Source organism: Streptomyces sp. NPDC046909 (assembly GCF_040644695.1).
In the GTDB taxonomy this organism is placed as follows: domain Bacteria; phylum Actinomycetota; class Actinomycetes; order Streptomycetales; family Streptomycetaceae; genus Streptomyces.
In genome coordinates this window covers 51,889-76,454 of record NZ_JBEYXC010000009.1, presented here as the reverse complement: position 1 = coordinate 76,454, position 24,566 = coordinate 51,889, and the positions used below count along the sequence as shown (strand labels likewise).

The window sequence follows — 24,566 nt, the reverse complement described above, 5'->3', positions numbered from 1 at the left end:
ACGGCATCTCGCAGATCGTGCCCCAAGAACGGACGGGGGGCCAGTCCTGGTGCCGGTGAACGGCGAGATCCTTGTCACGTCGGTTGCTTGATCCACCTCGGGCTTTTACGGCGCCTTTACTGCGCGCGTACCGTCACCCGCCGTACCAGCAGGTACATCTCGCAGCCCAGGCAGTACCCGAACGCGGAGTTGAGGAAGGCGGCCGCCAGCGCGGCCCCGGTGGCGGCGAGTCCCAGCCACTCCGGGCCGAATCCGTAGCCGATCAGTCCCAGGACCGCGAAGACGAGCCCCACCGCCTGCGCGAACCGCGGCGGCTCGGGCGCCTCGAACTCGGTCGGCGGGCCGATCCGGGGCCGTACAACCTTGCGGAACAGCCAGCCGTACGGCGAACGCCCCACCCCGCCCGCGGCGCCCAGCGCGAACGCCAGTGTCTGCCAGGCCAGGAGCCACACGCTGCCGGTGATCAGCACGATCGCCAGCACTAGGGTCGTCACAGCCGCCCCGAAGCGCGGTCCCCTCACATCGATGTCCATGAATCAAGCATTCCGCAGGGGAAACCGTTACGGGAGCCGGGAATCTTTGCAGTCGTGTGAACGCTGGAGCTGGGTGATGGCCGGAGTCGTGGTGTGTGTGGTGGTGCTCGCCCTCGCGAGCGCCTACGGAGTGCTGCACAAGCGGCGGAGCGGGAGAGTGCGGGTGCGCGGGCGGGACGACGGAAAGCGGCTCGGCGGGGCCGAGTTGGGCGGGGAGCTGGGGGAGCGTGCCACGCTCGTCCAGTTCTCCAGTGCCTTCTGCGCGCCCTGCCGGGCCACCAAGCGGATCCTGGGCGAGGTGGCCGAGATGGTCCCCGGTGTCGTCCACATCGAGATCGACGCGGAGGCCCATCTGGACCTCGTCCGCGAACTCGACATCCTCAAGACGCCGACCGTGCTCGTGCTGGACGCCGACGGCCGGGTCGTCCGGCGTGCCGCCGGCCAGCCGCGCAAGGCGGACGTCATCGCGGCGCTGGGGGAGGCGGTTTGACACGGCTCACGCGGACGGTGAGGCATCTCCCATATGCCGGAACGTACTTGACTGTGCACGCCAACTATCGTCAGCCTGACCGTATGCCTTCGGAACTCCTTCTCGTGGGGCGGGTTCATGTGGACCTCGCCCGCAACGCGAGCGCGCGCTGTTTGGGTTGCTGAGCAGCCACGGACCAGCGACCCTCCCCGCAGAAGGACAACCGCATGACCACCACGCCGGACCTCCGCAGCCCGCAGCTCGCCTCCCCCGACCTCCTCCGCTCCGTCTTCCGTCGGCACGCCGCCGGGGTCGCCGTGATCACCGCTCGTGGCGAGAGGGGCCCGGTCGGCTTCACCGCCACCTCGCTGACCTCGGTCTCCGCCGAGCCCCCGCTGCTCTCCTTCGGTGTCGGCACGGGTGCCTCCAGCTGGCCCGCGATATCCGAGACCGAGCACATCGGCGTCCACATACTCGGGGAGCACCAGCAGGAGCTGGCGGCCACCTTCGCCCGCAGCGGCGCCGACCGCTTCGGGGCGCCCACGGCCTGGCGCGAGGGGCCCGAGGGCGTTCCCGTCCTCGATGACGTCCTGGCCTGGCTGGTGTGCCGGATCGTCGCGCGCGTGCCCGCCGGGGACCATCGCATCGTCCTGGCGGAGGTGCTGCTCGGCGACCCCGCCGGCCCCGGCCGTCCGCTCCTCTACCACCAGGGCCGATTCGGCGGTCTGCGCGACTGACGCCGTCTTGCTGTCGCTGCCTGGCTCTTCCGTCTGTTCCGTCTCTTCTGCGGTGCCGTCGAGTTCCGATTACGCTGCGTTGCAAAGGTCACAGTTCAAAGCGCTTGCTTAGCGGGAACGAACTGGGTGTACTGACGAGTAATATTTCGTTCGGAGCGCGGGCCGCCCCGATCGGGATCGGCCGCTTGGGGCGCCTATGCTGCCTGCAAGCAGGCAGTAGAGATAAGTCGACGGAGCAGTAGGAGAGCCGGCGTGAGCTTGAGGATCGTTGTCACCGTGAAGTACGTGCCCGACGCCACTGGCGACCGGCACTTCGCCGATGACCTGACGCTTGACCGCGATGACGTGGACGGTCTGCTCTCCGAGCTGGACGAGTACGCGGTCGAGCAGGCCCTGCAGATCTCGGAGAACTCCGACGACGACGTCGAGGTCACGGTTCTCACCGTCGGCCCCGAGGACGCCAAGGACGCCCTGCGCAAGGCGCTGTCCATGGGTGCCGACAAGGCGATCCACGTCGAGGACGACGACCTGCACGGCACCGACGCCATCGGCACCTCCCTGGTGCTGGCCAAGGCGATCGAGAAGGCCGGCTACGACCTGGTGATCTCCGGCATGGCCTCCACCGACGGCACCGCCGGCATCGTGCCCGCGCTGGTCGCCGAGCGCCTGGGCGTCCCGCAGGTCACCCTGCTCTCCGAGGTCTCGGTCGAGGACGGCACGGTCAAGGGCCGCCGCGACGGCGACGCCGCGAGCGAGCAGCTGGAGGCCTCCCTCCCGGCCGTCGTGTCGGTCACCGACCAGTCGGGCGAGGCGCGTTACCCGTCCTTCAAGGGCATCATGGCCGCCAAGAAGAAGCCGGTGGAGTCCTGGGACCTCTCCGACCTCGACATCGAGGCCGAGGAAGTGGGTCTGGACGGCGCCTGGACCAAGGTCGACACGGCCGCCGAGCGCCCCGCGCGCACCGCGGGCACGATCGTCAAGGACGAGGGCGAGGGCGGCAAGCAGCTCGCCGAGTTCCTCGCGAGCCAGAAGTTCATCTAAGGGTCACCGGCCCGCTGAGGCTCAACCCCCTTCCGCCCCTTAAGACTTCGCAATTCGCAGGAGAGCATTCCCATGGCTGAAGTTCTCGTCTACGTCGACCACGTGGACGGTGCCGTCCGCAAGCCCACCCTGGAGCTGCTGACCCTGGCCCGCCGCATCGGCGAGCCGGTCGCCGTCGCGCTGGGCAACGGCGCCGCCGACACCGCCGCCGCGCTCGCCGAGCACGGCGCCGTCAAGGTCCTCACCCACGAGGCCGCCGAGTACGCCGACTACCTGGTCGTCCCGAAGGTCGACGCCCTCCAGGCCGCGTACGAGGCCGTCTCCCCGGCCGCCGTCCTGGTCCCCTCCTCGGCCGAGGGCAAGGAGATCGCCGCCCGCCTCGCGCTGCGCATCGGCTCCGGCATCATCACCGACGCGACCGACCTGGAGGCCGGTGACGAGGGTCCGGTGGCCACCCAGTCGGTGTTCGCCGCCTCCTTCACCACCAAGTCCCGTGTCATCAAGGGCACCCCGGTCATCACCGTCAAGCCCAACAGCGCGTCCGTGGAGGCCGCCCCGGCCGCCGGCGCGGTCGAGGCCCTGGCCGTCTCCTTCGGCCCCCTGGCCACCGGCACCAAGGTCACCGCGCGCACCCCGCGCGAGTCGACCGGGCGTCCGGAGCTGACCGAGGCCGCGATCGTCGTCTCCGGCGGCCGTGGCGTCAACGGCGCCGAGAACTTCCCGATCATCGAGGCCCTCGCCGACTCCCTCGGCGCGGCCGTGGGTGCCTCGCGTGCCGCGGTGGACGCCGGCTGGTACCCGCACACCAACCAGGTCGGCCAGACCGGCAAGTCCGTGTCACCGCAGCTGTACATCGCCAACGGCATCTCCGGCGCGATCCAGCACCGCGCGGGCATGCAGACCTCGAAGACGATCGTGGCCGTCAACAAGGACGCCGAGGCCCCGATCTTCGACCTCGTCGACTACGGCGTGGTCGGCGACCTCTTCGACGTCGTCCCGCAGCTCACCGAGGAGATCAACGCCCGCAAGGGCTGATCCCGTCCGGGCGTGACGAGGCCCCCACGACCGCTTTCCGAGCGGTCGCGGGGGCCTCGCTCATGGCAGGGTCAGCGAGGCGCGCACCGGCAGATGGTCGCTGGGGAACTGCCCGTCGGCGGCGAAGGTGCTGATCTCGGCACGGTGGACGGTGGCGCCGGAGGAGGCGAGTATCCAGTCGATGCGGTCGCCGCCGGGGGTGAGCGGCCGGTAGCCGTGGAAGGTGGCGTAGAGCGCGCTGCGCTCGGCCGCGGTGTCCCAGGTGTCCACGAGGCCCGCGGCGAGCAGGGTGTCGTAGGCGGGGTTGCGGTGGGCCGCGGCGTTGAAGTCGCCGGTCACCACGACCGGCGCGGAGCGGCCGAGTTCCGTGGCCTTCTCCGCTATGAACCGCGCTCCACGCTCGCGTGCGTACTGGCTGACATGGTCGAGGTGGGTGTTGAGGACGTGCAGCTCCCGCCCGTCGGCGTTGAGGTCCCGGAATCGGACCCAGGTGACGATCCTCGGGAACATCCCGCCCCAGCTGTTCGAGCCGATGACCCTGGGGGTGTCGGAGAGCCAGTAGGTGTCGTGCTCGACGGGGGCCAGGCGCCGGGTGTCGTAGTAGATCGCCGTGGACTCGTCGTGGCTGCCGCCCTCGCGGCCGGTGCCGATCCAGTCGTAGAGCGGTCCGAGGTCGCTGTGGATGTCGCGGAGCTGCTGGTAGAGGCCCTCCTGGGTGCCCAGGATCGTGGGGGCCTCGCGGCGTAACAGCGTGCGCATCACCGGACGCCGCGTGGGCCAGCTGTTGGGTTCGGAGTCGCTCGCGAAGCGCAGGTTGAACGTCATGACGGAGAGCCGGAGATTGCCGGGACCGGCGGCGGATGTCGGCATCGTGGCCAGCAGAGGCAGGGCGAGCCCGGCGGCCACGACGGTTCTCAGCCCCGTGCGACGGGTCATCCTCATGGTGTCCGGCATGAAATCCCCTCCCGACGGGACAGGATGAAGGGTCGAACCGGAGTGCGAAAGGGCGCGTTCCTGTATCCCGGGTGAACTCGGTGGCTCAAGCGGCGGACGGGTGTTGACCGGCGGGAAGGTCGCGGATAACTTCATTCTACGGATTGTTGATTCCGTAGAGCGGAAAACAGGAGGGCAAGGCATGGGTCAGGGCCAGCAGGAGCAGGTGGCGACGAGCCTCGCGGGCGCCGTGAGCGAGGAGATCAGTGCCTCCCTCGCGCCGGTCGACGCCGAGCTGGAGCGCCGCTACCCCGGCGACCCGGGCACCCGGCAGCCCGTCCACACCGTCTACGTCCCCGGCGACGCCTTCGCCGCCGACACCATCCGCTCCTGGGGCGACCGGGCCCTCGCCGCCCTCGACGAACACGCCCCGGACGCCGCCGCCTCCTTCGCCGCCGTCCTCGGCCTGTCCGACGAACTCGCCGAGCCCGTGTACTCCCGCGTCCGCGCCAAGCTGGAGCGCGAGCCCATCGAGGACCTGCGGGTCGACTTCGAGGACGGCTACCAGGGCAAGGAGGAGGACCAGGACGCCGCCCGCGCGGCCCGGCTGATCGCCGAGGCGTACGAGAACGGCACCGCGGCCCCGTACATGGGCATCCGTATGAAGTGCATGGAGACGGCCGTCCGCGACCGCGGCATCCGCACCCTCGACATCTTCCTCACCGGCCTGATGGAGGCCGGCGGCCTGCCCGAGGGACTCGTCCTGACGCTGCCGAAGGTGACGTACGCCGAGCAGGTCACCGCGATGGTGCGCCTCCTTGAGGAGTTCGAGAAGGCGCGCGGCCTGGAGGCGGGCCGGATCGGCTTCGAGATCCAGATCGAGACCAGCCAGTCCATCCTCGCCACCGACGGTACCGCCACCGTCGCCCGGATGATCCAGGCCGCCGAGGGCCGCGCCACCGGACTGCACTACGGCACCTTCGACTACAGCGCCTGCCTCGGCGTCTCCGCCGCCTACCAGGCCAGCGACCACCCCGCCGCCGACCACGCCAAGGCGATCATGCAGGTCGCCGCCGCGGGCACCGGCGTACGCGTCTCCGACGGCTCCACCAACGTCCTGCCGGTCGGCCCGACCGCGAAGGTCCACGACGCCTGGCGCCTGCACTACGGCCTCACGCGCCGGGCGTTGTCCCGCGCGTACTACCAGGGCTGGGACATGCACCCCGGACACATCCCCACCCGCTACGCCGCCGTCTTCGCCTTCTACCGCGAGGGCTTCGAGCAGGCCGCCGCCCGTCTCGCCCGCTACGCCAACCACACCGGCGGCGACGTCATGGACGAGCCCGCCACCGCCAAGGCCCTCAGCGGCTATCTGCTGCGCGGCCTGGACTGCGGTGCCCTCGACATCGCCGAGGTCGCCCGGGTCACCGGTCTGACCAGGGCCGACCTGGAGGGCTTCGCGGCGCCGCGGCGCGGGGACCTGACGATCTCCGGGAAGTAGCGGGTCTGTCACGGCCCTCGCACCGTGACCACCGCTGTCACTGCCGCCCCGTACTCTGTACCGCACACATGGACGGTTCACAGGAACGGGGCAGCGGTGTCTTCGGGGGAGAACGGACGCACGGACGAGACCGGCCGGCTGCTGGCCGGTCGCTATCGCGTCGTGGCGCAGCTCGGCCGCGGCGGCATGGGCGTGGTCTGGAGGGCCGTCGACGATGTCCTCGGGCGTGAGGTCGCGGTCAAGGAGCTGCGCACCTACAACGACGCCGACGGCCCTGAACTCGCCGGCCTGCGGCTGCGGATGCAGCGCGAGGCTCGCGCGGCGGCCCGGGTCCGCCATCCCGGAGTCGTCGCCGTGCACGACGTGACCGAGGTCGACGGCCGCCCCCTGATCGTCATGGAACTGATCGACGGGCCCTCCCTGGACGACGTTCTGCGCGAGCGCGGCACCCTCGACCCGCGCGAGGCGGCCGGCATCGGTGCCAAGGTCATGGACGCGCTGGCCGCCGCCCACCGCGCCGGCGTCCTGCACCGGGACGTGAAGCCCGGCAACATCCTGCTCGACCGGTCGGGCCGGGTCGTCCTCACCGACTTCGGCATCGCCACCATGGAGGACCCGGGCGACGGCTCGGCCACACATCTGACCCGCAGCGGCGAACTCGTGGGCTCCCTCGACTACTTGGCGCCCGAGCGGGCCCAGGGCGCCGACCCGGGTCCCGCCTCGGACATCTGGGCCCTGGGCGCCACCCTGTACGCGGCGGTCGAGGGCTCCTCGCCCTTCCGCCGTACGTCCACCTTCTCCACCCTCACCGCCATCGTCTCCGAGCCCCTCCCGGAACCCGCCCGCGCGGGAACGCTCGGGCCCGTCCTCCAGCGACTGCTCGACAAGCGGCCCGAGGGGCGCCCGGAGGCGGGGGAGGCACGGGAACTGCTCCAGGCCGTCGCGGACTCCGGCGGCGCGGACACACCGACGACGACGCTTCGGGGCACGGCCGGTACGGCGGGTACGGCGCCGGTGGAGACGGAGCGCGCGACGCCGTCCGTTCCGCCGGGGTTCGGGCCGGTGGAGCCGGTCGCGCAGAGCACGCCGGGCACGCCGGGCTTCGGGCCGGTCCAGCCGGTCGCGCACGGCACGCCGGGATTCGGCGCACCCGGACCGTCCGCCACGGCACCGCAGGACCCGGTCGGCACCGGCGTGGTGGACACCCCTCGGCCCGCCCGCCGCAAGGCCCGCGTGCTCCTCGCCGCCGCGGCCGTCGCCGTCGTCCTCGCGTCGGCCGGTGTCACCGTCGCCCTGCTGAACAACGGCGGCGACAAGGAGACCACGGCCCGCCCCACGTCGTCCGCCACCGGTGTCGAGGCCACCGCCTCGGCGAGCCCCAGCGCCGACGCCACCGGCAAGGACAGTGCCGAGCCCACCGAGCAGGGCGACGAGAAGCCCCCGACCACGAGCGCGTCGCCGAGCCGTACCGCGGACGGCGCCCCCAGCGGCCGGGCCACCACCAAGCCCGCCCCGACGCCGAGTTCAGGGGGCGGTGCGACGGGCGGCGGCGGTTCGGCCGGGGGCGGCGACGAGACGACCCCCGCGGCGGCCTGCACCTCCATAGGCGGCGGCAAGTACAACTGCGAGGTCTGGAAGACCGCCGACTCCTACACCGCCTCCGGCACCAAGGTCGGCGTCCTGGGCGCGGGCACCAACTACTTCTACTGCCAGCAGAACCTGGGCCGTCGCGAGACGTACGGCGAGTGGACCAACGTCTGGTGGGCCAAGACCGACGACGACAGCGGCAACACGGACGTCTACGTCAGCGACGTCTACATCAAGGGCGGCGACAACGACGAGCCGGTGCCCGGACTGCCGGTCTGCTGAGCCCGTACGCGGTCCTCCAGACCGGAGGCCGTCACCAGCTTCTCCTCCTTGAAGAGCCGCGTGCCCCGCCGGCACAGCTCCCCATCGGCCCGCGCCCGGGCGCAGAACTCCTCCGGCGTGACCCCGAACAGCTCCCTCAACCGGGCCGATCCGACGAGGAGTTCGGTGATCAGCGCCCGCTGGCCCGGGTGGGTGCGCGGGGCGCCGGTGCCGTCGTGCAGGACGCCGTGGCGGTTGACGTACACATACGCGCCCGGGAGCTGCGTACCGTCCGCGAGCTCGAACCGAACCTCCGGGGCGGGCAGCCAGGCGCGCCGGTAGTTGCCGTCCGAGCGGGGCACCCCCTCGCTCGCGTCGATCACCGCCAGCTGCTCGGCGTCGAGCCAGGTGACGAACAACTCCCGTACCGCGTCCGGTGCTTCGAAGGGCGAGGCGGACACATACCCCAGCAGGCTCACATGCGCGGAGACACCGACGTCGATGCCCGTGACGCGGGTGCGCACCATCGGGATCGGGGAGGTGATCCCGTACTGGGCCATCTTGTGGCGCAGTTGGGCCGGGCTGGCGTTGGAGCCGACCGCGAGGACGGGGACGCGGTCCTCGTGCAGCAGCCGGTCCAGAGGGAGCAGGCGGTCCCCGTCCAGGAGCCCGGAGTCCGTCGGCCACGCGCCCGGGTACAGCAGCGGATGGTCGCGCGGCGCCTCGGCCAGGCCAAGGGTCTCCAGGGTGCGGTCCCGCACGGTCAGTCCGCCGGCGGCAGTTCGCCCGAGCCGCGGGTGATCAACCGGGTGGGCAGCTCGATGCGTTCCGGGGTGACCAGGGTGCCGTCGAGCTGGCGGAAGAGGCGCTCCGCCGCCGTACGGCCGAGGGCCGCCGCGTCCTGGGCGACGACGGTGACACCGGGCTGGAGGAGATCGGCGAGCTCGAAGTCGTCGAAGCCGACCAGGGCGACCCGGCGGCTCTGCTCGGCGAGGACGCGGATCACGGTGACCGTCACGCGGTTGTTGCCCGCGAAGACGGCGGTGACCGGCGCCGGACCGGAGAGCATGGCCTCGGCCGCCCGGCGGACCCGCTCGGGGTCGGTGACACCGAGGGACATCCAGGAGTCCTCGACCGGTATCCCCGCGTCCTCCATGGCGGCCCGGTAGCCGCGCAGCCGCTCGGCGGCGGTGTGGATGCGGGGCATGTCGCCGATGAAGCCGATCCGGCGGTGCCCGTGGGCGATGAGGTGGGCCACGCCGTCGCGGGCGCCGCCGAAGTTGTCGGCGAGGACGACGTCGGCGTCGATCTGCCCGGCCGGACGGTCCACGAACACCGTGGCGACGCCCGCCTTCAGCTCGGGCTCCAGATACCGGTGGTCGTCACCGGCGGGGATGACCACCAGGCCGTCCACCCGGCGGGCGCACAGCGCGAGGACCAACTCCTGTTCGCGGTCCGGGTCCTCCGCGCTGGAGCCGTTGATCAGCAGGGCGCCGTGGGCGCGGGCGACCTCCTCGACCGAGCGGCTCAGCGGGCCGTAGAACGGGTCCGCGAGGTCCTCCAGGACCAGCCCGATGCTGGCGGTGCTGCCCTTGCGCAGCACGCGCGCGCTGTCGTTGCGGCGGAAGCCGAGCGCGTCGATGGCCTCCTGCACCCGGCGCTCGGTCTCCGGGGTGACGCCGGGCTCCCCGTTGACCACGCGGGAGACCGTCTTGAGGCCGACTCCGGCGCGCGCGGCGACGTCCTTCATGGTCGGACGGTTGCCGTAACGCGAGGCGGAGAGGCGGTCAGCGCGGCGGGTGGTGTCGGGCACGATACGGCGTCCTTGTCCTGTCGTCCGAGAAAGGTGCGGCGTTCATGATTTTGTACGAGGATGTGGCGTCGAGCATAGAGCCTGGACAACGTTGTCAGATGCGGGGGAGACTGTCCACCGCAATCTCCGGTTCCGTGCCCCCACCCCGGGATCGGCCCACCACTGCTCATGGTTGACCGGGAGATCAGACACTGATGCACACCGACCTCGTGGCCGCGCTCGACATCGGCGGCACCAAGATCGCCGGGGCGCTGGTCGACGACCACGGCCGGATCCTGGTGCGCGCCCAGCGCGCCACGCCCGCCAAGGAGGACGGCGACACCGTGATGGGCGCCGTCGAGGAGGTGCTCGGCGAGCTCACCGCCTCGCCGCTGTGGGGACGCGCCTCCGCCCTCGGGATCGGCAGCGCGGGCCCCGTGGACGCCTCCGCGGGCACCGTGAGCCCGGTCAACGTGCCCGGCTGGCGCGACTATCCGCTCGTCCGCCGGGTCCGCGCGGCGACGGGCGGGCTGCCCGTCGAGCTGATCGGCGACGGCGTGGCCATCACCGCGGCCGAGCACTGGCAGGGCGCGGCCCGCGGCCATGACAACGCGCTGTGCATGGTCGTCTCGACCGGCGTCGGCGGCGGTCTGGTCCTGGGCGGCCGTCTGCACCCCGGCCCTACGGGCAACGCGGGCCACATCGGGCACATCAGCGTGGACCTCGACGGCGACGCCTGCGCGTGCGGCTCGCGCGGCTGCGTGGAGCGCATCGCGAGCGGTCCCAACATCGCCCGCCGGGCCCTGGAGAACGGCTGGCGGCCGGGCCCGGACGGCGACACCTCCGCCGCCGCGGTGGCCGCCGCCGCCCGGGCCGGGGATCCGGTCGCCGTGGCCTCCTTCGAACGGGCCGCGCAGGCCCTGGCCGCCGGCATCGCCGCCACCGCGACCCTCGTGGAGATCGACATCGCCGTGATCGGCGGGGGCGTCGGCAAGGCGGGCGACGTGCTCCTCGCGCCGCTGCGCAAGGCCCTGACCGAGTACGCCACCCTGTCGTTCGTGCAGCGCCTGGTGGTGACCCCGGCGCAGATGGGCACGGACGCGGGGCTGGTGGGGGCGGCCGCCGCCGCGCTCGCGCTCGCGAAGAGGACGGACGCGGCGACGGTCTGAAGGGCCGGGCCGGTGGGTTTACGGCAGCTCAGCAGGAACGTTCACTCGGCTGCTGGGCCTCTGGGAGGCTCAGCAGCTCAACTCCGCCTCCGCCCAGTCCGCGTGGTCGGAGTCGATGCCGTCGCCGCCGTCGCTGACGACGAGGCGGACCACCTGGGCTCCGGTCACCTCGGCCGTGAGCGGCTGGGCGGGCAGGGCGTTGGTGAGCACACCGGTCGAGGCGGCCTTGCTGCCGTCCGCCCAGATCTCGAAGGCGACGGTGCCGTCGGCGCCCTTCTCGTCGTCGACACCGACCTGCGCGGTGACCGTCTCGCACGCCCCGCCCGTGTAGTAGTCGACGCTGCTCTCGGCATGGACCCCGAGCCCCTTGGCGTACACCACCCCGCCGATGGTGATCGGGTTCCCGTCACCCGCCGCGCTCTCACCGTTGCTGGTGTCCCGCTCGACCGGCCCCCAGCCGCTGACGGCCGACAGCCAGGGCAGATCGGAGAGTCGGGAGGTCCCGGCGGGCGGCGGCGCCACCACGGTGGCCGTCAACGGCAGCACGCTCTCGACGCGCGCGTGGGACGGCGAGCGGTAACTCGCCTTCAGCGTCAGGCCGTACGACCCTGTCGGCGCCGTCGGAGGCGCGGTGACCGTCCAACCGGTGCGCAGCGAGCGGCCGGTGGACAGGGACGAGGCCGTGGTCGGGGATGTCGCGCGGACCGTCCAGCCCTCGGGTCCGGTCAGGGCGACGGAGACCCGGCCGGCCGGGGTGCGGCCGAGGTCGGTGACGACGGATGTGAGGGTGGCGGGGGTGCCGGCCTCCACGAACGGGCTGCCGTCCAGGCCGAGTTCGACGGCGGGCGGGTGCTGTGCCCATGCCGGGTCGGGGGAGACCCGTACGAGAACCGTGCCGTGGGCCGGGACGGTCGCCGCGATGGTGCCCGCGGTGTTGTAGCTGCGGTGCTGCCAGAGGTCGCGCTGGGTGTAGGCGTCTGCGGCGGGCAGGCCGACGGCCGTGACGGTCGTGGCGATGCGCTGGGCGGTGCCGGACTCGTTGAAGAGCGCCACCGTGCGGCTGCCGTCCGCCATCTCCTTGGCGACGACCCAGCGGCCGCCCTCGGACGAGACGACCGTGCCCTGCTCGCCCAGGGGGTCCTGGTCGACGGCGACGACCTCCTTGTTGCCGAGGATCTCGAAGGTCCCGGCGGTGGCGGTGCGCAGGTCGGAGCCGATGAGGAGGGGTGCGGCCATGATCGACCACATCGAGAAGTGCGAGCGGTACTCGGTGTCCGTCATGCCGCCGTTGCCGACCTCCAGCATGTCCGGGTCGTTCCAGTGACCCGGGCCCGCGTACGGGGCGAGCGGCAGGTTCTGCTTGAGGATCGACAGCATCGAGCCCCAGCTGTCGCTGATGTCCCCGGTGGTGCGCCACAGGTGCCCCACGTCGGAGGCCCACTCCCAGGGTTTGTTCTGGCCCCACTCGCAGATGCTGTAGACGATGGGCCGACCGGTCGCCTTGAGCGCGTCGCGCATGGTCGTGTAACGCAGTTTGGCGTCCACGCCCTGGTTGTTGCAGTTGTCGTACTTCAGGTAGTCGACGCCCCAGTCCGCGAACTGCCGGGCGTCGCTGTACTCATGGCCCAGCGCCCCGGGGAACCCGGCGCTGTCGCACGTCTTCGTGCCCGCGCTGGTGTAGATGCCGAACTTCAGCCCCTTGGCGTGCACATAGTCCGCCACCGCCTTGATCCCGTTCGGGAACCGGGCTGGATCCGGCACGAGCTTGCCGTCCGCGTCCCGGGCGGGCAGGGCCCAGCAGTCGTCGAGGTTGACGTACTGGTAACCCGCGTCCTTGAGGCCCTTGTCCACGAAGATGTCCGCGACCGACTTGACCATGCCCTCGTTGAACTCGGCCCGGCAGTGCGTGGAGTTCCAGTTGTTGAAGCCCATGGGCGGGGTGAGGGCGAGGCCGTCGTCCAGGGCCGGGGTCGGGGCGGGTGCCGCGACGGCGGGTGCGGCGAGGCCCGCGGCGCACAGGAGCCCTGCGGTGACTGCTCCGATGACTCTGCTGCGGGTTGTGCGGGTGTGAAGGTGACGCGTCATTACGTTCCTCCGTACCAGCGAAAGGTGGGATGGCTGACTACATGTACACGCCATCGGCACGTTTGCGGTAGGAGGCCGAATTCCGGCCAATTGTGAAAGCGAGTTGGTTGGCAGACGGCATGCGCTAATCGATCACTGAAGATCGATGGATGGTGACCAACTTGATTTAGTTGGTGGAAGTTTGGCTGCCATCTTTTCGAAATCCTCAGGTGGGGCATGGTGTCGGTTGCCGAATGCCGCTTATGGGGAAGTGCCAAGTCGCCCAAGGGTGTTTTTAAGTTGGCTGCCATGTACTGCCAACCGGGGCCAACTTGGTTGGCCGGTAGCGTTTCCTTGGACAGGTTGGTTGAGTGCTCGCGCCAGCGTATCCGGGGCTCCCTAGAGGGGTGTTCCCGCAGATGGGGGCACTGATGCGGCAGTGGGCAAGATACCACTGGCGCCCCGGTGTTGGCCGCCTGAGACGTGCTGTCGGGCGTTCTCCCAGGTCCACGGCCTCCGCTGTCGAGATATGACAGGCACTTCCCGAGCGCGGCGGGAAAATGAAAATGCGGCCCCCCGCTGTCGACGAGGAGCCGCGTGACAATCCGCTCTGCTCAAGGAGGGAATCATCAATACCCAGATTACGGGGCCCGAGCCCCCGGACGAAACCGCACCGTCCGATTCGAGCCGTGCGTCGACGGTTGTGCCGGCCGGTGCCGCCGTCAGTGGCGCGATACTTGCGATCGCATTTCGTGATCACGCCGCGCTCTACATGACCATTTCCGTCGCGGCCGCACTGTTGACCGTGCTCATGGTCGCCGTGGCACCGGCCGTCTGGTCGCGCAGCCCCGAGCGCAGAGCGGCCGCCATGGCCGTGCTCGACAGGCTGCTGGGGCGGCAGCGGTGAAGGCGCGTCCCTGTCCGCGCCCGCGGCGGGGACGCTCGACCGTGACCCCGGGCCGGTTTCGCAGTTGATCCGGTCATGAAGAAGCGCAGCATGCTCGCCATCGCCTCCCTGGCCACCGGATTCGTCGTCGCCGCGATCACTCCCTCGCACGCTCTCGGGGAGGATCTGCCGGATCTCGACGTGGACAAGACCGTCAGTACGCTCGGTGACACCATCGCGAGCGACAGCCTCGCCGTCGACGACACCGCTCTGGGGCAGAACGGCTGACGACGATCGCGGTGCGGCGCCGGTGCCCTCCTGTCGGGGGTGCCGGCGCCGTCGTGTGGGGCCCTCAACTGGGGCTGGTTTCCGTGGCAGGGTGAAGCGGGCAAGCCACAGGGGGTCAGCAGAAGAGGGGGAAACGTGATCGTCTGGATCAACGGCGCGTTCGGTGCGGGGAAGACCACCACCGCACGAGAACTGATCGAACTGATCCCGAACAGCACGCTCTTCGACCCCGAGGTCATCGGCGGAGGGCTCGCACACCTGCTTCCGGCCAAGCACCTCGCCGAGGTCAACGACTTCCAGGACCTGCCGATCTGGCGGCGTCTCGTGATCGACACGGCGGCCGCGCTGCTCGCCGAGCTCGGCGGGACCCTCGTGGTCCCCATGACGCTGCTGCGCCAGGACTACCGCGACGAGATCTTCGGTGGACTCGCCGCCCGCCGGATCACGGTCCGGCATGTCCTCCTCGCTCCGGCCGAAACGATCCTGCGGGAGCGAATAGCCGGGCGGGAGATCCCGCCGGACCTGCCCGACGGCGACATACGGATACGGCAGTGGTCGTACGACCACATCGAGCCGTACCGAGCCGCCCTCGCCTCCTGGCTGACCGCGGACGCCCACCCCGTCGACAGCGGCACCCTCACCCCGTACGAGACGGCCGTCCGTATCGCGGAGGCGATCGGGTCCGGGTCCGTGCCCGTCTGCGACATCGTGCAGACCCCCGAGCCGACCGCCGAGACCCTCGCCGCCGGCGTTCTCCTCTTCGACGAGCAGGACCGCGTGCTGCTCGTCGACCCCACCTACAAGGCCGGCTGGGAGTTCCCCGGCGGCGTCGTCGAACCCGGCGAGGCCCCCGCGCGCGCCGGTGTCCGAGAGGTCGCTGAGGAGACCGGGATACGCCTCGACGGTCTGCCCCGCCTGCTCGTCGTCGACTGGGAGGCACCGGTGCCGCCCGGCTACGGCGGTCTGCGGCTCCTCTTCGACGGCGGCCGTCTCGACTCCACCGAGGCCGGCCGCGTACTGCTGCCCGGGCCCGAACTGCGCGACTGGCGCTTCGCGACCGAACAGGAGGCCGCCGACATGCTCCCTCCGGTCCGCTACGAGCGCCTGCGCTGGGCACTGCGCGCACGCGAACGCGGGGCGGCGATCTATCTGGAGGCGGGTGTTCCCGTCGGCTGATGCCTCGTCAGAGGCGCTGTCGAGTCAGGGGAGTTCGGTCGCCTGTCACTACGCGGAGAGCGTGGAGTTGCTATAGGCGGCGCGGAGTCCGTCGTACGGATACGGCGTCAGCCTGTCCTCCTCGCGGAACCGCCGGACGAAGTCCTCCATGACCGCCGCCGGTCGGGCGTACCGGGTGATGATGTCGGCGGCGGCCCGTGGGATGCCGTCCGTCGGTCGTGTGCCGTCGGCCCAGGCTCGGATGAAGGCCTCGCGCTCCGGTCCGCGATGGCCGTAAAGGGCGGTGACCAGCCAGATCACCAGGTACATGGTGGTGTAGTCGCGGTCGTAGTGCCGGTGCCGGTCGTGGAAGGCGCGCTCCTGCGGGGTGAGGTGGAAGCGGGAGGAGAGGGAGAGCCCGTAGTCGGCTAGGTAGAGCTGACGGCCGTCAGTGAGGATGTTGTTGAAGTGGGCGTCGAAGTGCAGGAGTTCGGTGCCGCCGAGGAAGTCGGTGAGTTCGCGGAGCTGTCCCTCCACCATCGCGCATGCGGCATCGGCGTCGGCGGTGTGGATCCGGGCGTCGAGCCAGTCATGGAGGGTGTGGGGCACGTACTCCAGGAACAGCGTCAGGCTCGCGCTCGCCGTGCGCAGTCCCTCGGCGCGGTCGCGCAGGCCAGGTGATCCGCCCCAGTAGGCGACGGCCCGTTCCACGTCGGCCAGTTCGTCGGGGAGGGGCTGAGGGGAGTCGGGCAGGACGCGCCAGTGGTGCATCAGGGGGAAGCCTGGAAAACGGTCCGACAGGACCCAGTTCGTCGTCATCGTGTGCAGGGCGAGTTCGCGCCAGGCGCCGAAGCCGGGGCCGCCGATGGTGCCGACGCCGTAGTGGCAGTAGGGCGGGAGGCCGAAGAGATTCGCGGTGGAGTGGACGTTCTCCGGCCGTCGTTCGATGTCGGTGAGCGGTATCCGCTTCACGAAGACCCGCCTGCCGTCCACCTCCAACAAGGCTGCCCGGCCGCCGATTCCGGTGTTCAGTGGTGTCCCCGATGCCACGCGTTCGGCGAGTTCGTGGTCGCTGAGGAGGGCGAGGGATGTCGCGATGTCGGTGTGGGTGGTGAGGCGTGTGGTGGGGGACATGGCCTCATGATGAAGGGCCCCCGTCCGTGGACGAGGGCCCTTTGCCGTTGGCTGAGTTGTCAGCCCGCGTAGTTGCGCAGGAACAGTGCCTCCGCGACCGAGAGGCGTTCCAGTTCCTCGGGGGACACGCTTTCGTTTACCGCGTGGATCTGGGCCTCCGGCTCGCTGAGGCCGATGAGGAGGATCTCGGCGTGCGGGTAGAGGGCGGCGAGGGTGTTGCAGAGGGGGATGGAGCCGCCCTGGCCGGCGTACTGCATCTCCTGGCCGGGGTAGGCGACGGACATGGCCTCGGACATGGCCGCGTAGGCGGGGCTGGTGGTGTCGGCGCTGAAGGCCTGGCCCTGGCCGATCTGTTCGGTGCGGACCTGGGCGCCCCACGGGGTGTGCGCCTCCAGGTGGGCCTGGAGCAGCTTGGTCGCCTCGGCGGCGTCGACGCCCGGCGGGACGCGCAGGCTCACCAGGGCGCGGGCGCCGGCCTGGACGGACGGGGTGGCGCCGACGACCGGCGGGCAGTCGATGCCGAGGACCGTGACGGCGGGGCGGGCCCAGATGCGGTCGGCGACCGTGCCGGAGCCGATCAGCTCGACGCCGTCGAGGACCTTGGCGTCCTTGCGGAACTGCTCCTCGTCGTACTGGAGGCCCTCCCAGCCGGTCTCCGGGGCCAGCCCGTCGACCGTCGTCGAGCCGTCCTCCGCGCGCAGCGAGTCCAGCACGCGGATCAGCGCGGCCAGCGCGTCGGGCGCCGCGCCGCCGAACTGGCCGGAGTGCAGGTTGCCCTGGAGGGTGTCGACCTGGACGCGGACGAGGGTCATGCCGCGCAGGGTGGTGGTGACCGTCGGCAGACCGACCCGGAAGTTGCCCGCGTCGCCGATGACGATGGTGTCGGCCTCCAGCAGGTCCGGGTGCTGCTCCGCGTACCGCTCCAGACCGCCCGTGCCCATCTCCTCGGAGCCCTCGGCGATTACCTTGATGTGGACCGGGACGCCGCCGTTCGCCTTGAGCGCGCGCAGGGCGAGCAGGTGCATGATCACGCCGCCCTTGCAGTCGGCGGCGCCGCGTCCGTACCAGCGGCCGTCACGCTCGGTCAGCTCGAACGGCGGAGTCGTCCAGGCGGTTTCGTCGAGCGGGGGCTGCACGTCGTAGTGCGCGTAGAGCAGGACCGTCTTCGCGCCCGCCGGGCCGGGCAGATAGCCGTACACCGACTGGGTGCCGTCGGGGGTGTCGAGCAGGGCGACGTCCTCGAAGCCCTCGGCGGTGAGCGCGTCGGCGACCCAGCGGGCCGCGCCCTCGCTCTCGCTCTTCGGGAACTGGTCGAAGTCCGCCACCGACTTGAACGCCACCAGTTCGGTGAGCTCCGCCCGCGCCCTGGGCATCAGCGAGGCGACGGTCTCGGCGACCGGATTCGACGACATGGGCACGCTCCTTGTAGGTGCGACGTTGTACGTATGGGTAGGGAGATCCTCCCACAGCGGCCTGCGGCGATGACGGCCGTAGGATGCGGGAAACAGCAGCGGCCACCGGCTTGATCGGAGCAGTAGACCATCGTGACCAGCGAGAACTCTTCGGCGGACGACGCGCGGCAGGTGTGGGACGTCGTCGTGGTGGGCGCAGGCCCCGCAGGCGCCTCGGCCGCGTACGCGGCGGCGGTCGCCGGGCGGCGCGTGCTGTTGCTGGAGAAGGCGGAGCTGCCCCGCTACAAGACGTGCGGCGGCGGCATCATCGGGCCTTCGCGGGACTCCCTCCCGCCGGGCTTCGAGCTGCCCTTCCGGGACCGGGTGCACGCGGTGACGTTCTCGCACAACGGCCGCTTCGCCCGCACCCGCCGCTCCAAGCAGATGCTGTTCGGGCTGATCAACCGGCCCGAGTTCGACCAGCAGCTGGTCGAGCACGCCCAGAAGGCGGGCGCCGAGCTGCGCACGGGCGTCACCGTGCAGCGGGTCGAGCAGCACGGGTCGGCGGTGCCGGACCGGCGTACGGTCGCGGTGGTGTTGCAGGGCGGCGAGACGGTGCTCGCGCGGGCCGTCGTCGGCGCGGACGGCAGCGCCAGCCGGATAGGAGCACATGTCGGGGTGAAGCTCGACCAGGTCGATCTCGGTCTGGAGGCGGAGATCCCGGTGCCGGAGACCGTCGCCGAGGACTGGGCGGGGCGGGTGCTCATCGACTGGGGGCCGATGCCCGGGAGTTACGGCTGGGTGTTCCCCAAGGGCGACACGCTCACGGTCGGGGTGATCTCGGCGCGTGGTGAAGGGGCCGCCACCAAGCGGTACTTGGAGGACTTCATCGCGCGGCTCGGCCTCGCCGGGTTCGAACCGAGCATCTCCTCCGGGCACTTGACCCGCTGCCGGGCCGACGACTCGCCGCTGTCCCGGGGCCGGGTGCTGGTGTGCGGGGACGCGGCGGGGCTGCTGGAGCCGTGGACCCGCGAGGGCATCTCGTTCGCGCTGCGCTCGGGGCGGCTCGCTGGGGAGTGGGCGGTGCGGATCGCCGAGGCGAACGACGCCGTGGACACCCGGCGCCAGGCCCTGAACTACGCGTTCGCCATCAAGGCGGGGCTCGGTGTGGAGATGAGCGTCGGCAAGCGGCTGCTGACGGCGTTCGAGCGACGGCCGGGGCTGTTCCACGCGGCGCTGACCGGATTCCGGCCCGCCTGGCGGGCGTTCACGGACATCACCCGCGGCGCCACCTCGCTGGGGGAGATTGTCCGGGGCCGTCCCATGGCCCAGCGCGCCCTGACCGCGCTGGACCGGCGTACGGCGGCCGGCGAGACCGGTTCCTGAGGGTGCCGGTCAGTTGACGGTGCCGGTCAGTTCTGGATCGTGACGAGGAAGACCGGGTGGTCCGGGGCGATGCGGCGCAGGTCGGCGTCGGGGGAGTCCGGGCCGACCCCCTTGAAGAACACGCCGACCTCGGCCTTCCAGCGCTTGAGGTAGGCGCGCAGCAGCGGGACCTTGTCGTCGTCGGCGACCTCCGTCGCGGTGAACGGGTCCACGTGCTTGCCGAGGTGCAGTTCGCCGCCGCCGGCCGCGCGCATGTTGTGCGTCCACTGGACGTGCCCGCGCGGGGCGACCAGGTACTGGCGGCCGTCGACGGTCAGCAGGTTGACCGGGGTGGTCCGCCACTCGCCGCTCTTGCGGCCGCGGACCGCGAGGACCCTGGAGCCCCACACGCTGAGGCCGCGACGGGTCAGCCAGGCCACGAACCGGTTGAAGACGTTGACGGTGAACCAGCCGGGCTTCTGCACGTGCGTGGACATGGGACCCTCCGAAAGTTTTGGTGAGCACCCGCTCCGTTGTGTGAGCGGTGCTCTCATTGTGTCCTCAGTCTGCATCAGGGTGGGGCAGTAAAGCAAGAGCAGTGTTCTCTTTTTTGTTCGCCGCTCTCGTTTGTGTGCACTGATCTGATTTCGTGGGACACTGGACTGCATGAGTCCCGCACAAGGCAGCACCGCACAAGGCGCCCGAGCCCGCGCCCGTATCGAGGTCACCGCGGCCATCAAGGACGCCGCCCGCAGACAGCTCGCCGCCGACGGCGCCGCCAAGCTCTCGCTGCGCGCCGTGGCACGGGAACTCGGCATGGTCTCCTCCGCCCTGTACCGGTACTTCCCCAGCCGCGACGACCTGCTCACCGCTCTCATCATCGACGCCTACAACTCCCTGGGGGAGAGCGCGGAGGCGGCGCACGCCAAGGCCGAGGGCGCCGGACCCGTGCGGCGCTGGACCACGGTGTGCGAGGCGGTGCGCACCTGGGCCCTCGCCCATCCGCACGAGTACGCCCTGATCTACGGGTCCCCGGTCCCCGGCTACAGCGCCCCCGACACCACTGTCCCGGCCGCCGCCCGGGTGGGACTCCTCCTCATCGGCATCGTCCGCGACGCGCACCACGGCCCGGGGCTCGGCGAGCTCCCCCTCCCCGCCGAACTGCGCCCGGAGGCCGAGCGGCTCGCCGCCGACCTCGCGCCCGACCTCCCGCCGGAGACGGCGATGGCACTGGTCACCGCCTGGGCGCAGCTGTTCGGGCTGGTCGGCTTCGAGCTGTTCGGACAGTTCAACCGGGTCGTCGAGGACCGCGAGCCCTTCTTCCGGCACGCGGTGACCCGGCTCGCCCAGGGAGTGGGGCTGACCGAGGACGGCGGCGGCTCCGGATCCTGAGCGGGGGAGCGGCGTACTTCGCGGGGAGTACGCGTGATCACCTCGCCCGGCGGACGCCCCGGGCGGCGCCCGGCGTCTAGCGTGGCGGTCATGGACGAGCAGCGTGTACGGGGAGGCGGCCCACCCCTGTGGTGGCGGCACGGGCCGCCGTGGTGGAACCGCTGGGGCGACGAGGCGGGAACGCCTCGCTGGCCCTGGCCCTCCACCCTGATCATCACGGCCTTCGTGCTCGGTGGGTCCCGCTTCGCGGCCGCGCAGCAGGTGAACGATCGCGCCCCGCTCGACACCTTCGCGCGCGTGCTGCTCGTCGTGGCGGCCGGTCTGCTGCTGTGGCGCCACCGCCATCCGGTCGTCGTCGTGTTCGGCACGGCAGCGGCCACGATGCTCTACCTGGGCGCCGGATACCCGTACGGGCCCGTCTTCGTGACCTTCGCCGTGGGCTGCTTCAGCGCCATCGCCGCCGGACACCGGCGCTCCGCCTGGACGGCGCTCGTCCTCCTGTGGACCGGGCATGTGCTGGTGGCGCACTGGCTCTACCGGTGGCTGCCGCCGTCCGGCGACGACGCGGCCCCCTGGGGCTCGGAGGGCGTGGTCGCCGCCTGGGGCATCGCGATCGTGGCGCTGGCGGAGCTCGCCAGGACCCGCCGTGAGCAGTGGGCGCGGGAGCGGGCCGAGCGGGCGCAGGCCGCGCGGCGGCGCGCCGACGAGGAGCGGCTGCGGATCGCCCGCGAACTGCACGACGTCCTCGCGCACAGCATCTCCGTCATCAACGTCCAGGCCGGCGTCGGCCTCGCGCTCCTCGACAGCGATCCCGAACAGGCGCGCACGGCCCTCACCACCATCAAGGCCGCCAGCAAAGAGGCCCTCGGCGAGGTCCGCCAGGTGCTCGACACCCTGCGCACCCCCGGAGACGCGCCCCGCGCACCGGCCCCCGGCCTCGGCCGGCTGCCGGAACTGGTGACCCAGGCGGCGAGCGCCGGACTGACGGTCGAGGTCGAAGGGACGATCCCGAAACTCGCTCCCGGCACGGACCTCGCCGCGTTCCGCATCGTCCAGGAAGCGCTCACCAATGTCGTACGGCATTCAGGTTCGCGGCACGCGCGTGTACAGGTCGTTCACGACGACGGTGCGACGCTACGGCTCCGTATCGACGACGACGGACCCGCGACCGGAGCCGACGCGGGCGGCAGCGGCAACGGGCTGGCCGGAATGCGGGAGCGGGCCGCCGCACTGGGTGGCACGATCGAGGCGGGACCGCGTCCCGACGGGGGCTTCCGGGTGCTCGCCGAACTGCCGCTCGGCTCGGAGTGAAGGAGAACGGGTGATCCGCGTACTGCTCGCCGACGACCAGTCACTGGTGCGGGCCGGATTCAAGGCGCTGCTCGACGCGCAGCCGGACATCGAGGTGGCCGGGGAGGCCTCCGACGGCGAGGAAGCGGTCCGCATGGTGGGCGAACTGCGCCCGGACGTCGTCCTGATGGACATCCGCATGCCCGTGCTCGACGGCCTCGCCGCGACCCGCCGGATCACCGACGACGAGGGGCTCGCGGGCGTCAAGGTCGTCATGCTCACCACCTTCGAGCTCGACGAGTACGTCTTCGAGGCGATCCGCGCGGGCGCCTCCGGCTTCCTGGTCAAGGACACCGAACCCGAGGAACTCCTGCGCGCCGTAAGAGCGGTGGTGGAGGGCGACGCGCTGCTGTCACCGGGGGTGACGCGGCGGCTGATCGCCGAGTTCGCGGCGCGTTCCAAGGAGCCCGCGGCGGCCGACGCGCTCGCTCAGCTCACCGAGCGGGAGCGGGAGGTGATGGCCCTGGTCGGCATCGGACTGTCCAACGAGGAGATCGCCCGGCGCCTGGTGGTCAGCCCGCTCACGGCGAAGACCCACGTCAGCCGGACGATGGTGAAGCTGGGGGCCCGTGACCGGGCCCAACTCGTCGTACTGGCCTATGAGTCGGGGTTGGTGCGGCCGGGCTGGCTGGGCTGAGGCCCGTTCCGGCCGAAGCGGATCAGCACGCTGACGACCCGGGCGATGAACAGCACCGGTGCCAGCCCGAGGGCCAGTCGTAGCAGTACCTTCTCCAGCGTTTCCGGCAGGTCGAAGAGGAGTGCCGGACCGGCGATCGCCCCGAAGACCACGGCCACCGCGAACGCGGCGCTCACCAGCGCGTATCCGATCTCGACGGTCATGGCGTCCCGCGCGGCCTGATCCCGTCGTCCCCCGTGTGCGGTCATACGGCGAGTCTCACAGGAGTGCGCCCGGCGGAGCAAGCGGGCTCCGCCGGGCGCACGGTGGGGAGGCGTCCCCCTGTCAGTCGCGCACGGACACGCGCTCCGCCTCCTCCAGGGATGTGGACTTCGCGACCACGACCGACTTCCGGCGCGGCCGGACCCGCAGTCCGGTCAGCGAGATCAGCAGGCCCGCGACCGCGATGCCGGTGACCACCGTCAGACCGGGCAGATAGCTGTCGAGTACGTCCTGCCGAGAGGCCCGCTCCCCGGGCGCGTTGGCCGTGAGCACCGCCGTGACCACGGCCAGGAAGAGCGCGCCGCCCACCTGGACCGAGGTGTTGAGCAGACCCGAGACCATGCCCTGCTCGTGTTCGTCGACGCCGTTGGTGGCCTGGACGTTGAGCGAGGGGAAGGTCAGCGCGAAGGCGGCGCCGACCAGCAGCATGGTCGGCAGGATCACCGACGCGTACGCCGGGTCGAGGTCGATGCGCAGGAACAGGAGATAGCCGACGACCATCAGCGCGAAGCCGGCCACGATGAGCCGCGGGGTGCCGAAGCGGTCGATGACCGTGCCCACCTTCGTCGCGGACAGCGCCACCAGCGTGCCGGCCGGGAGGAAGGCGAGCGCGGTGTGCAGGGCCGACCAGCCGAGCAGCTGCTGCATGTAGAGGGTGACCAGGAACTGGAAACCGACGTAACTGCCGAGGAACGTCAACGCGCCCAGCTGGGCCCGGACTTGCGGACCGGAGCGCAGGACGCCGAGCCGGATCAGCGGGCTGGCGCTGCGCCGCTCGACGGCCACGAAGGCGGTCAGCAGGACGGCGACGGCGAGGAAGGACAGGATCGAACGAGCGGATCCCCAGCCCGCTTCCGGCGCCTCGACGACGGTGAACACGAGCAGCAGCATGGAGGCGGTGCCGAGGACGGCGCCCGGGATGTCGTAGCCGCCGGTGTTCTGTTCGCGCTCGCTGCGCGGCAGCAGCTTCAGGCCGGCGATCAGGGCGATCAGCGCGACGGGGGCGGGCAGCAGCATGGTGAACCGCCAACTCGCCTCCGTGAGCAGGCCGGAGAAGACCAGGCCCATCGAGTAGCCGGTGGCACCGCAGGTCGTGTAGATCGCCAACGCGCGGTTGCGCAACGGGCCTTCGGCGAAGGTCGTGGTGATGATGGAGAGACCGGCGGGCGCCGTGAACGCGGCGCTGAGGCCCTTGACGAACCGGCTGGCGATCAGCAGCGGTCCGGAGTCGACGAGCCCGCCGAGCAGCGAGGCGACCGCGAAGACACCGAGGGCGACCAGGAAGACCTGGCGCCGGCCCAGCAGGTCGGCGGCCCGGCCGCCGAGCAGGAGGAGGCCGCCGTACCCGAGGATGTAGCCGCTGACGATCCATTGCAGGGTCGAGGTGGACAGTCCGAGGTCGGCGCCGATCGACGGCAGCGCGACACCGACCATCGACACATCGAGGGCGTCGAGGAACATCGCGGCGCAGAGCACCAGCAGCGTGCCCCACAGTCGGGGAGTCCAGCGTCCGTCGGACGCGGGGGTGTTGAGCGGAGAGGTCATGTCCGAAGACACTACATGCGTATGCATCGAATGCAAGCGC

General features: G+C 71.2%; 24 protein-coding genes. 14 read left to right on the top strand and 10 right to left on the bottom strand.

Going from position 1 to position 24,566, the window contains the following annotated elements:
• Window positions 1-116 precede the first annotated feature (116 nt).
• Window positions 117-533 (bottom strand): DUF4395 domain-containing protein, encoded by a 417-nt coding sequence (locus ABZ928_RS28570; RefSeq protein ID WP_361524859.1) that lies wholly within the window; start codon window positions 531-533, stop codon window positions 117-119.
• Window positions 534-609: 76 nt separating this feature from the next.
• Between ABZ928_RS28570 and ABZ928_RS28565 the strand changes: the two genes are divergently transcribed.
• The 4 genes from ABZ928_RS28565 (at window position 610) to ABZ928_RS28550 (ending at window position 3,815) form a co-directional block, all read left to right on the top strand.
• Window positions 610-1,023 (top strand): thioredoxin family protein, encoded by a 414-nt coding sequence (locus ABZ928_RS28565; RefSeq protein WP_361524856.1) that lies wholly within the window; start codon window positions 610-612, stop codon window positions 1,021-1,023.
• A 206-nt stretch (window positions 1,024-1,229) separates the two neighbouring features.
• The gene (locus ABZ928_RS28560; RefSeq protein ID WP_361524854.1) at window positions 1,230-1,739 is read left to right on the top strand and encodes a flavin reductase family protein; all 510 of its coding nucleotides are present in this window, start codon (window positions 1,230-1,232) and stop codon (window positions 1,737-1,739) included.
• A gap of 252 nt (window positions 1,740-1,991) precedes the next feature.
• Window positions 1,992-2,780, top strand: a complete 789-nt coding sequence (locus ABZ928_RS28555; protein ID WP_361524851.1) for an electron transfer flavoprotein subunit beta/FixA family protein — start codon at window positions 1,992-1,994, stop codon at window positions 2,778-2,780.
• A gap of 72 nt (window positions 2,781-2,852) precedes the next feature.
• Window positions 2,853-3,815: an electron transfer flavoprotein subunit alpha/FixB family protein gene (locus ABZ928_RS28550; RefSeq protein ID WP_361524849.1), complete on the top strand. Its 963-nt coding sequence runs from the start codon at window positions 2,853-2,855 to the stop codon at window positions 3,813-3,815.
• Window positions 3,816-3,875: 60 nt separating this feature from the next.
• On the opposite strand, the gene ABZ928_RS28545 is transcribed toward ABZ928_RS28550, so the two are convergent.
• On the bottom strand, window positions 3,876-4,769 hold the full coding sequence (locus ABZ928_RS28545) for an endonuclease/exonuclease/phosphatase family protein (RefSeq protein WP_361524846.1): 894 nt from the start codon (window positions 4,767-4,769) through the stop codon (window positions 3,876-3,878).
• A gap of 181 nt (window positions 4,770-4,950) precedes the next feature.
• On the opposite strand from ABZ928_RS28545, the gene ABZ928_RS28540 reads away from it, so the two are divergent.
• On the top strand, window positions 4,951-6,249 hold the full coding sequence (locus ABZ928_RS28540; protein ID WP_361524843.1) for an aldolase/citrate lyase family protein: 1,299 nt from the start codon (window positions 4,951-4,953) through the stop codon (window positions 6,247-6,249).
• A gap of 96 nt (window positions 6,250-6,345) precedes the next feature.
• The gene (locus ABZ928_RS28535; RefSeq protein ID WP_361524840.1) at window positions 6,346-8,118 is read left to right on the top strand and encodes a protein kinase; all 1,773 of its coding nucleotides are present in this window, start codon (window positions 6,346-6,348) and stop codon (window positions 8,116-8,118) included.
• Here the strand turns inward: ABZ928_RS28535 and ABZ928_RS28530 are convergent.
• Window positions 8,064-8,858 (bottom strand): hypothetical protein, encoded by a 795-nt coding sequence (locus ABZ928_RS28530; RefSeq protein ID WP_361524837.1) that lies wholly within the window; start codon window positions 8,856-8,858, stop codon window positions 8,064-8,066. The genes ABZ928_RS28535 and ABZ928_RS28530 overlap by 55 nt on opposite strands.
• A gap of 2 nt (window positions 8,859-8,860) precedes the next feature.
• The gene (locus ABZ928_RS28525) at window positions 8,861-9,910 is read right to left on the bottom strand and encodes a LacI family DNA-binding transcriptional regulator (protein WP_361524835.1); all 1,050 of its coding nucleotides are present in this window, start codon (window positions 9,908-9,910) and stop codon (window positions 8,861-8,863) included.
• Window positions 9,911-10,104: 194 nt separating this feature from the next.
• Here ABZ928_RS28525 and ABZ928_RS28520 point away from each other — a divergent pair, with 194 nt between their 5' ends.
• Window positions 10,105-11,058, top strand: a complete 954-nt coding sequence (locus ABZ928_RS28520; protein WP_361524832.1) for an ROK family protein — start codon at window positions 10,105-10,107, stop codon at window positions 11,056-11,058.
• Between the two features lie 69 nt (window positions 11,059-11,127).
• Here the strand turns inward: ABZ928_RS28520 and ABZ928_RS28515 are convergent, their stop codons facing one another.
• Window positions 11,128-13,143: an NPCBM/NEW2 domain-containing protein gene (locus tag ABZ928_RS28515; protein ID WP_361524830.1), complete on the bottom strand. Its 2,016-nt coding sequence runs from the start codon at window positions 13,141-13,143 to the stop codon at window positions 11,128-11,130.
• Window positions 13,144-13,894: 751 nt separating this feature from the next.
• Here ABZ928_RS28515 and ABZ928_RS28510 point away from each other — a divergent pair.
• From ABZ928_RS28510 to ABZ928_RS28500, 3 genes are all read left to right on the top strand, one after another.
• A complete protein-coding gene (locus ABZ928_RS28510) occupies window positions 13,895-14,029 on the top strand; it encodes a hypothetical protein (RefSeq protein WP_361524827.1) in 135 nt (44 codons plus the stop codon).
• A 75-nt stretch (window positions 14,030-14,104) separates the two neighbouring features.
• Window positions 14,105-14,296: a hypothetical protein gene (locus tag ABZ928_RS28505; RefSeq protein WP_361524824.1), complete on the top strand. Its 192-nt coding sequence runs from the start codon at window positions 14,105-14,107 to the stop codon at window positions 14,294-14,296.
• A 135-nt stretch (window positions 14,297-14,431) separates the two neighbouring features.
• Complete coding sequence (locus tag ABZ928_RS28500; protein ID WP_361524821.1) at window positions 14,432-15,472, top strand: NUDIX domain-containing protein; 1,041 nt, start codon at window positions 14,432-14,434, stop codon at window positions 15,470-15,472.
• A gap of 48 nt (window positions 15,473-15,520) precedes the next feature.
• Here the strand turns inward: ABZ928_RS28500 and ABZ928_RS28495 are convergent, their stop codons facing one another.
• Both ABZ928_RS28495 and ABZ928_RS28490 read right to left on the bottom strand, forming a co-directional pair.
• Entirely contained in the window at window positions 15,521-16,585 is a 1,065-nt protein-coding gene (locus ABZ928_RS28495; RefSeq protein WP_361524819.1) for a protein kinase family protein, read from the bottom strand.
• Window positions 16,586-16,644: 59 nt separating this feature from the next.
• Complete coding sequence (locus ABZ928_RS28490) at window positions 16,645-17,997, bottom strand: dipeptidase (protein ID WP_361524817.1); 1,353 nt, start codon at window positions 17,995-17,997, stop codon at window positions 16,645-16,647.
• Between the two features lie 132 nt (window positions 17,998-18,129).
• Here ABZ928_RS28490 and ABZ928_RS28485 point away from each other — a divergent pair, with 132 nt between their 5' ends.
• Window positions 18,130-19,362: a geranylgeranyl reductase family protein gene (locus ABZ928_RS28485; RefSeq protein ID WP_361524814.1), complete on the top strand. Its 1,233-nt coding sequence runs from the start codon at window positions 18,130-18,132 to the stop codon at window positions 19,360-19,362.
• A 26-nt stretch (window positions 19,363-19,388) separates the two neighbouring features.
• On the opposite strand, the gene ABZ928_RS28480 is transcribed toward ABZ928_RS28485, so the two are convergent.
• Window positions 19,389-19,838, bottom strand: a complete 450-nt coding sequence (locus tag ABZ928_RS28480; protein WP_361524811.1) for a nitroreductase family deazaflavin-dependent oxidoreductase — start codon at window positions 19,836-19,838, stop codon at window positions 19,389-19,391.
• A 169-nt stretch (window positions 19,839-20,007) separates the two neighbouring features.
• Here ABZ928_RS28480 and ABZ928_RS28475 point away from each other — a divergent pair, with 169 nt between their 5' ends.
• The 3 genes from ABZ928_RS28475 (at window position 20,008) to ABZ928_RS28465 (ending at window position 22,720) form a co-directional block, all read left to right on the top strand.
• On the top strand, window positions 20,008-20,733 hold the full coding sequence (locus tag ABZ928_RS28475) for a TetR/AcrR family transcriptional regulator (protein WP_361524808.1): 726 nt from the start codon (window positions 20,008-20,010) through the stop codon (window positions 20,731-20,733).
• Window positions 20,734-20,823: 90 nt separating this feature from the next.
• Window positions 20,824-22,044, top strand: a complete 1,221-nt coding sequence (locus ABZ928_RS28470) for a sensor histidine kinase (protein WP_361524805.1) — start codon at window positions 20,824-20,826, stop codon at window positions 22,042-22,044.
• Window positions 22,045-22,054: 10 nt separating this feature from the next.
• Window positions 22,055-22,720 (top strand): response regulator transcription factor, encoded by a 666-nt coding sequence (locus tag ABZ928_RS28465; RefSeq protein ID WP_361524802.1) that lies wholly within the window; start codon window positions 22,055-22,057, stop codon window positions 22,718-22,720.
• Here ABZ928_RS28465 and ABZ928_RS28460 read toward each other — a convergent pair.
• Entirely contained in the window at window positions 22,681-22,968 is a 288-nt protein-coding gene (locus tag ABZ928_RS28460; RefSeq protein ID WP_361524799.1) for a DUF6332 family protein, read from the bottom strand. The genes ABZ928_RS28465 and ABZ928_RS28460 overlap by 40 nt on opposite strands.
• 76 nt (window positions 22,969-23,044) lie before the next feature.
• The gene (locus ABZ928_RS28455; RefSeq protein WP_361524796.1) at window positions 23,045-24,526 is read right to left on the bottom strand and encodes an MFS transporter; all 1,482 of its coding nucleotides are present in this window, start codon (window positions 24,524-24,526) and stop codon (window positions 23,045-23,047) included.
• Window positions 24,527-24,566 lie beyond the last annotated feature (40 nt).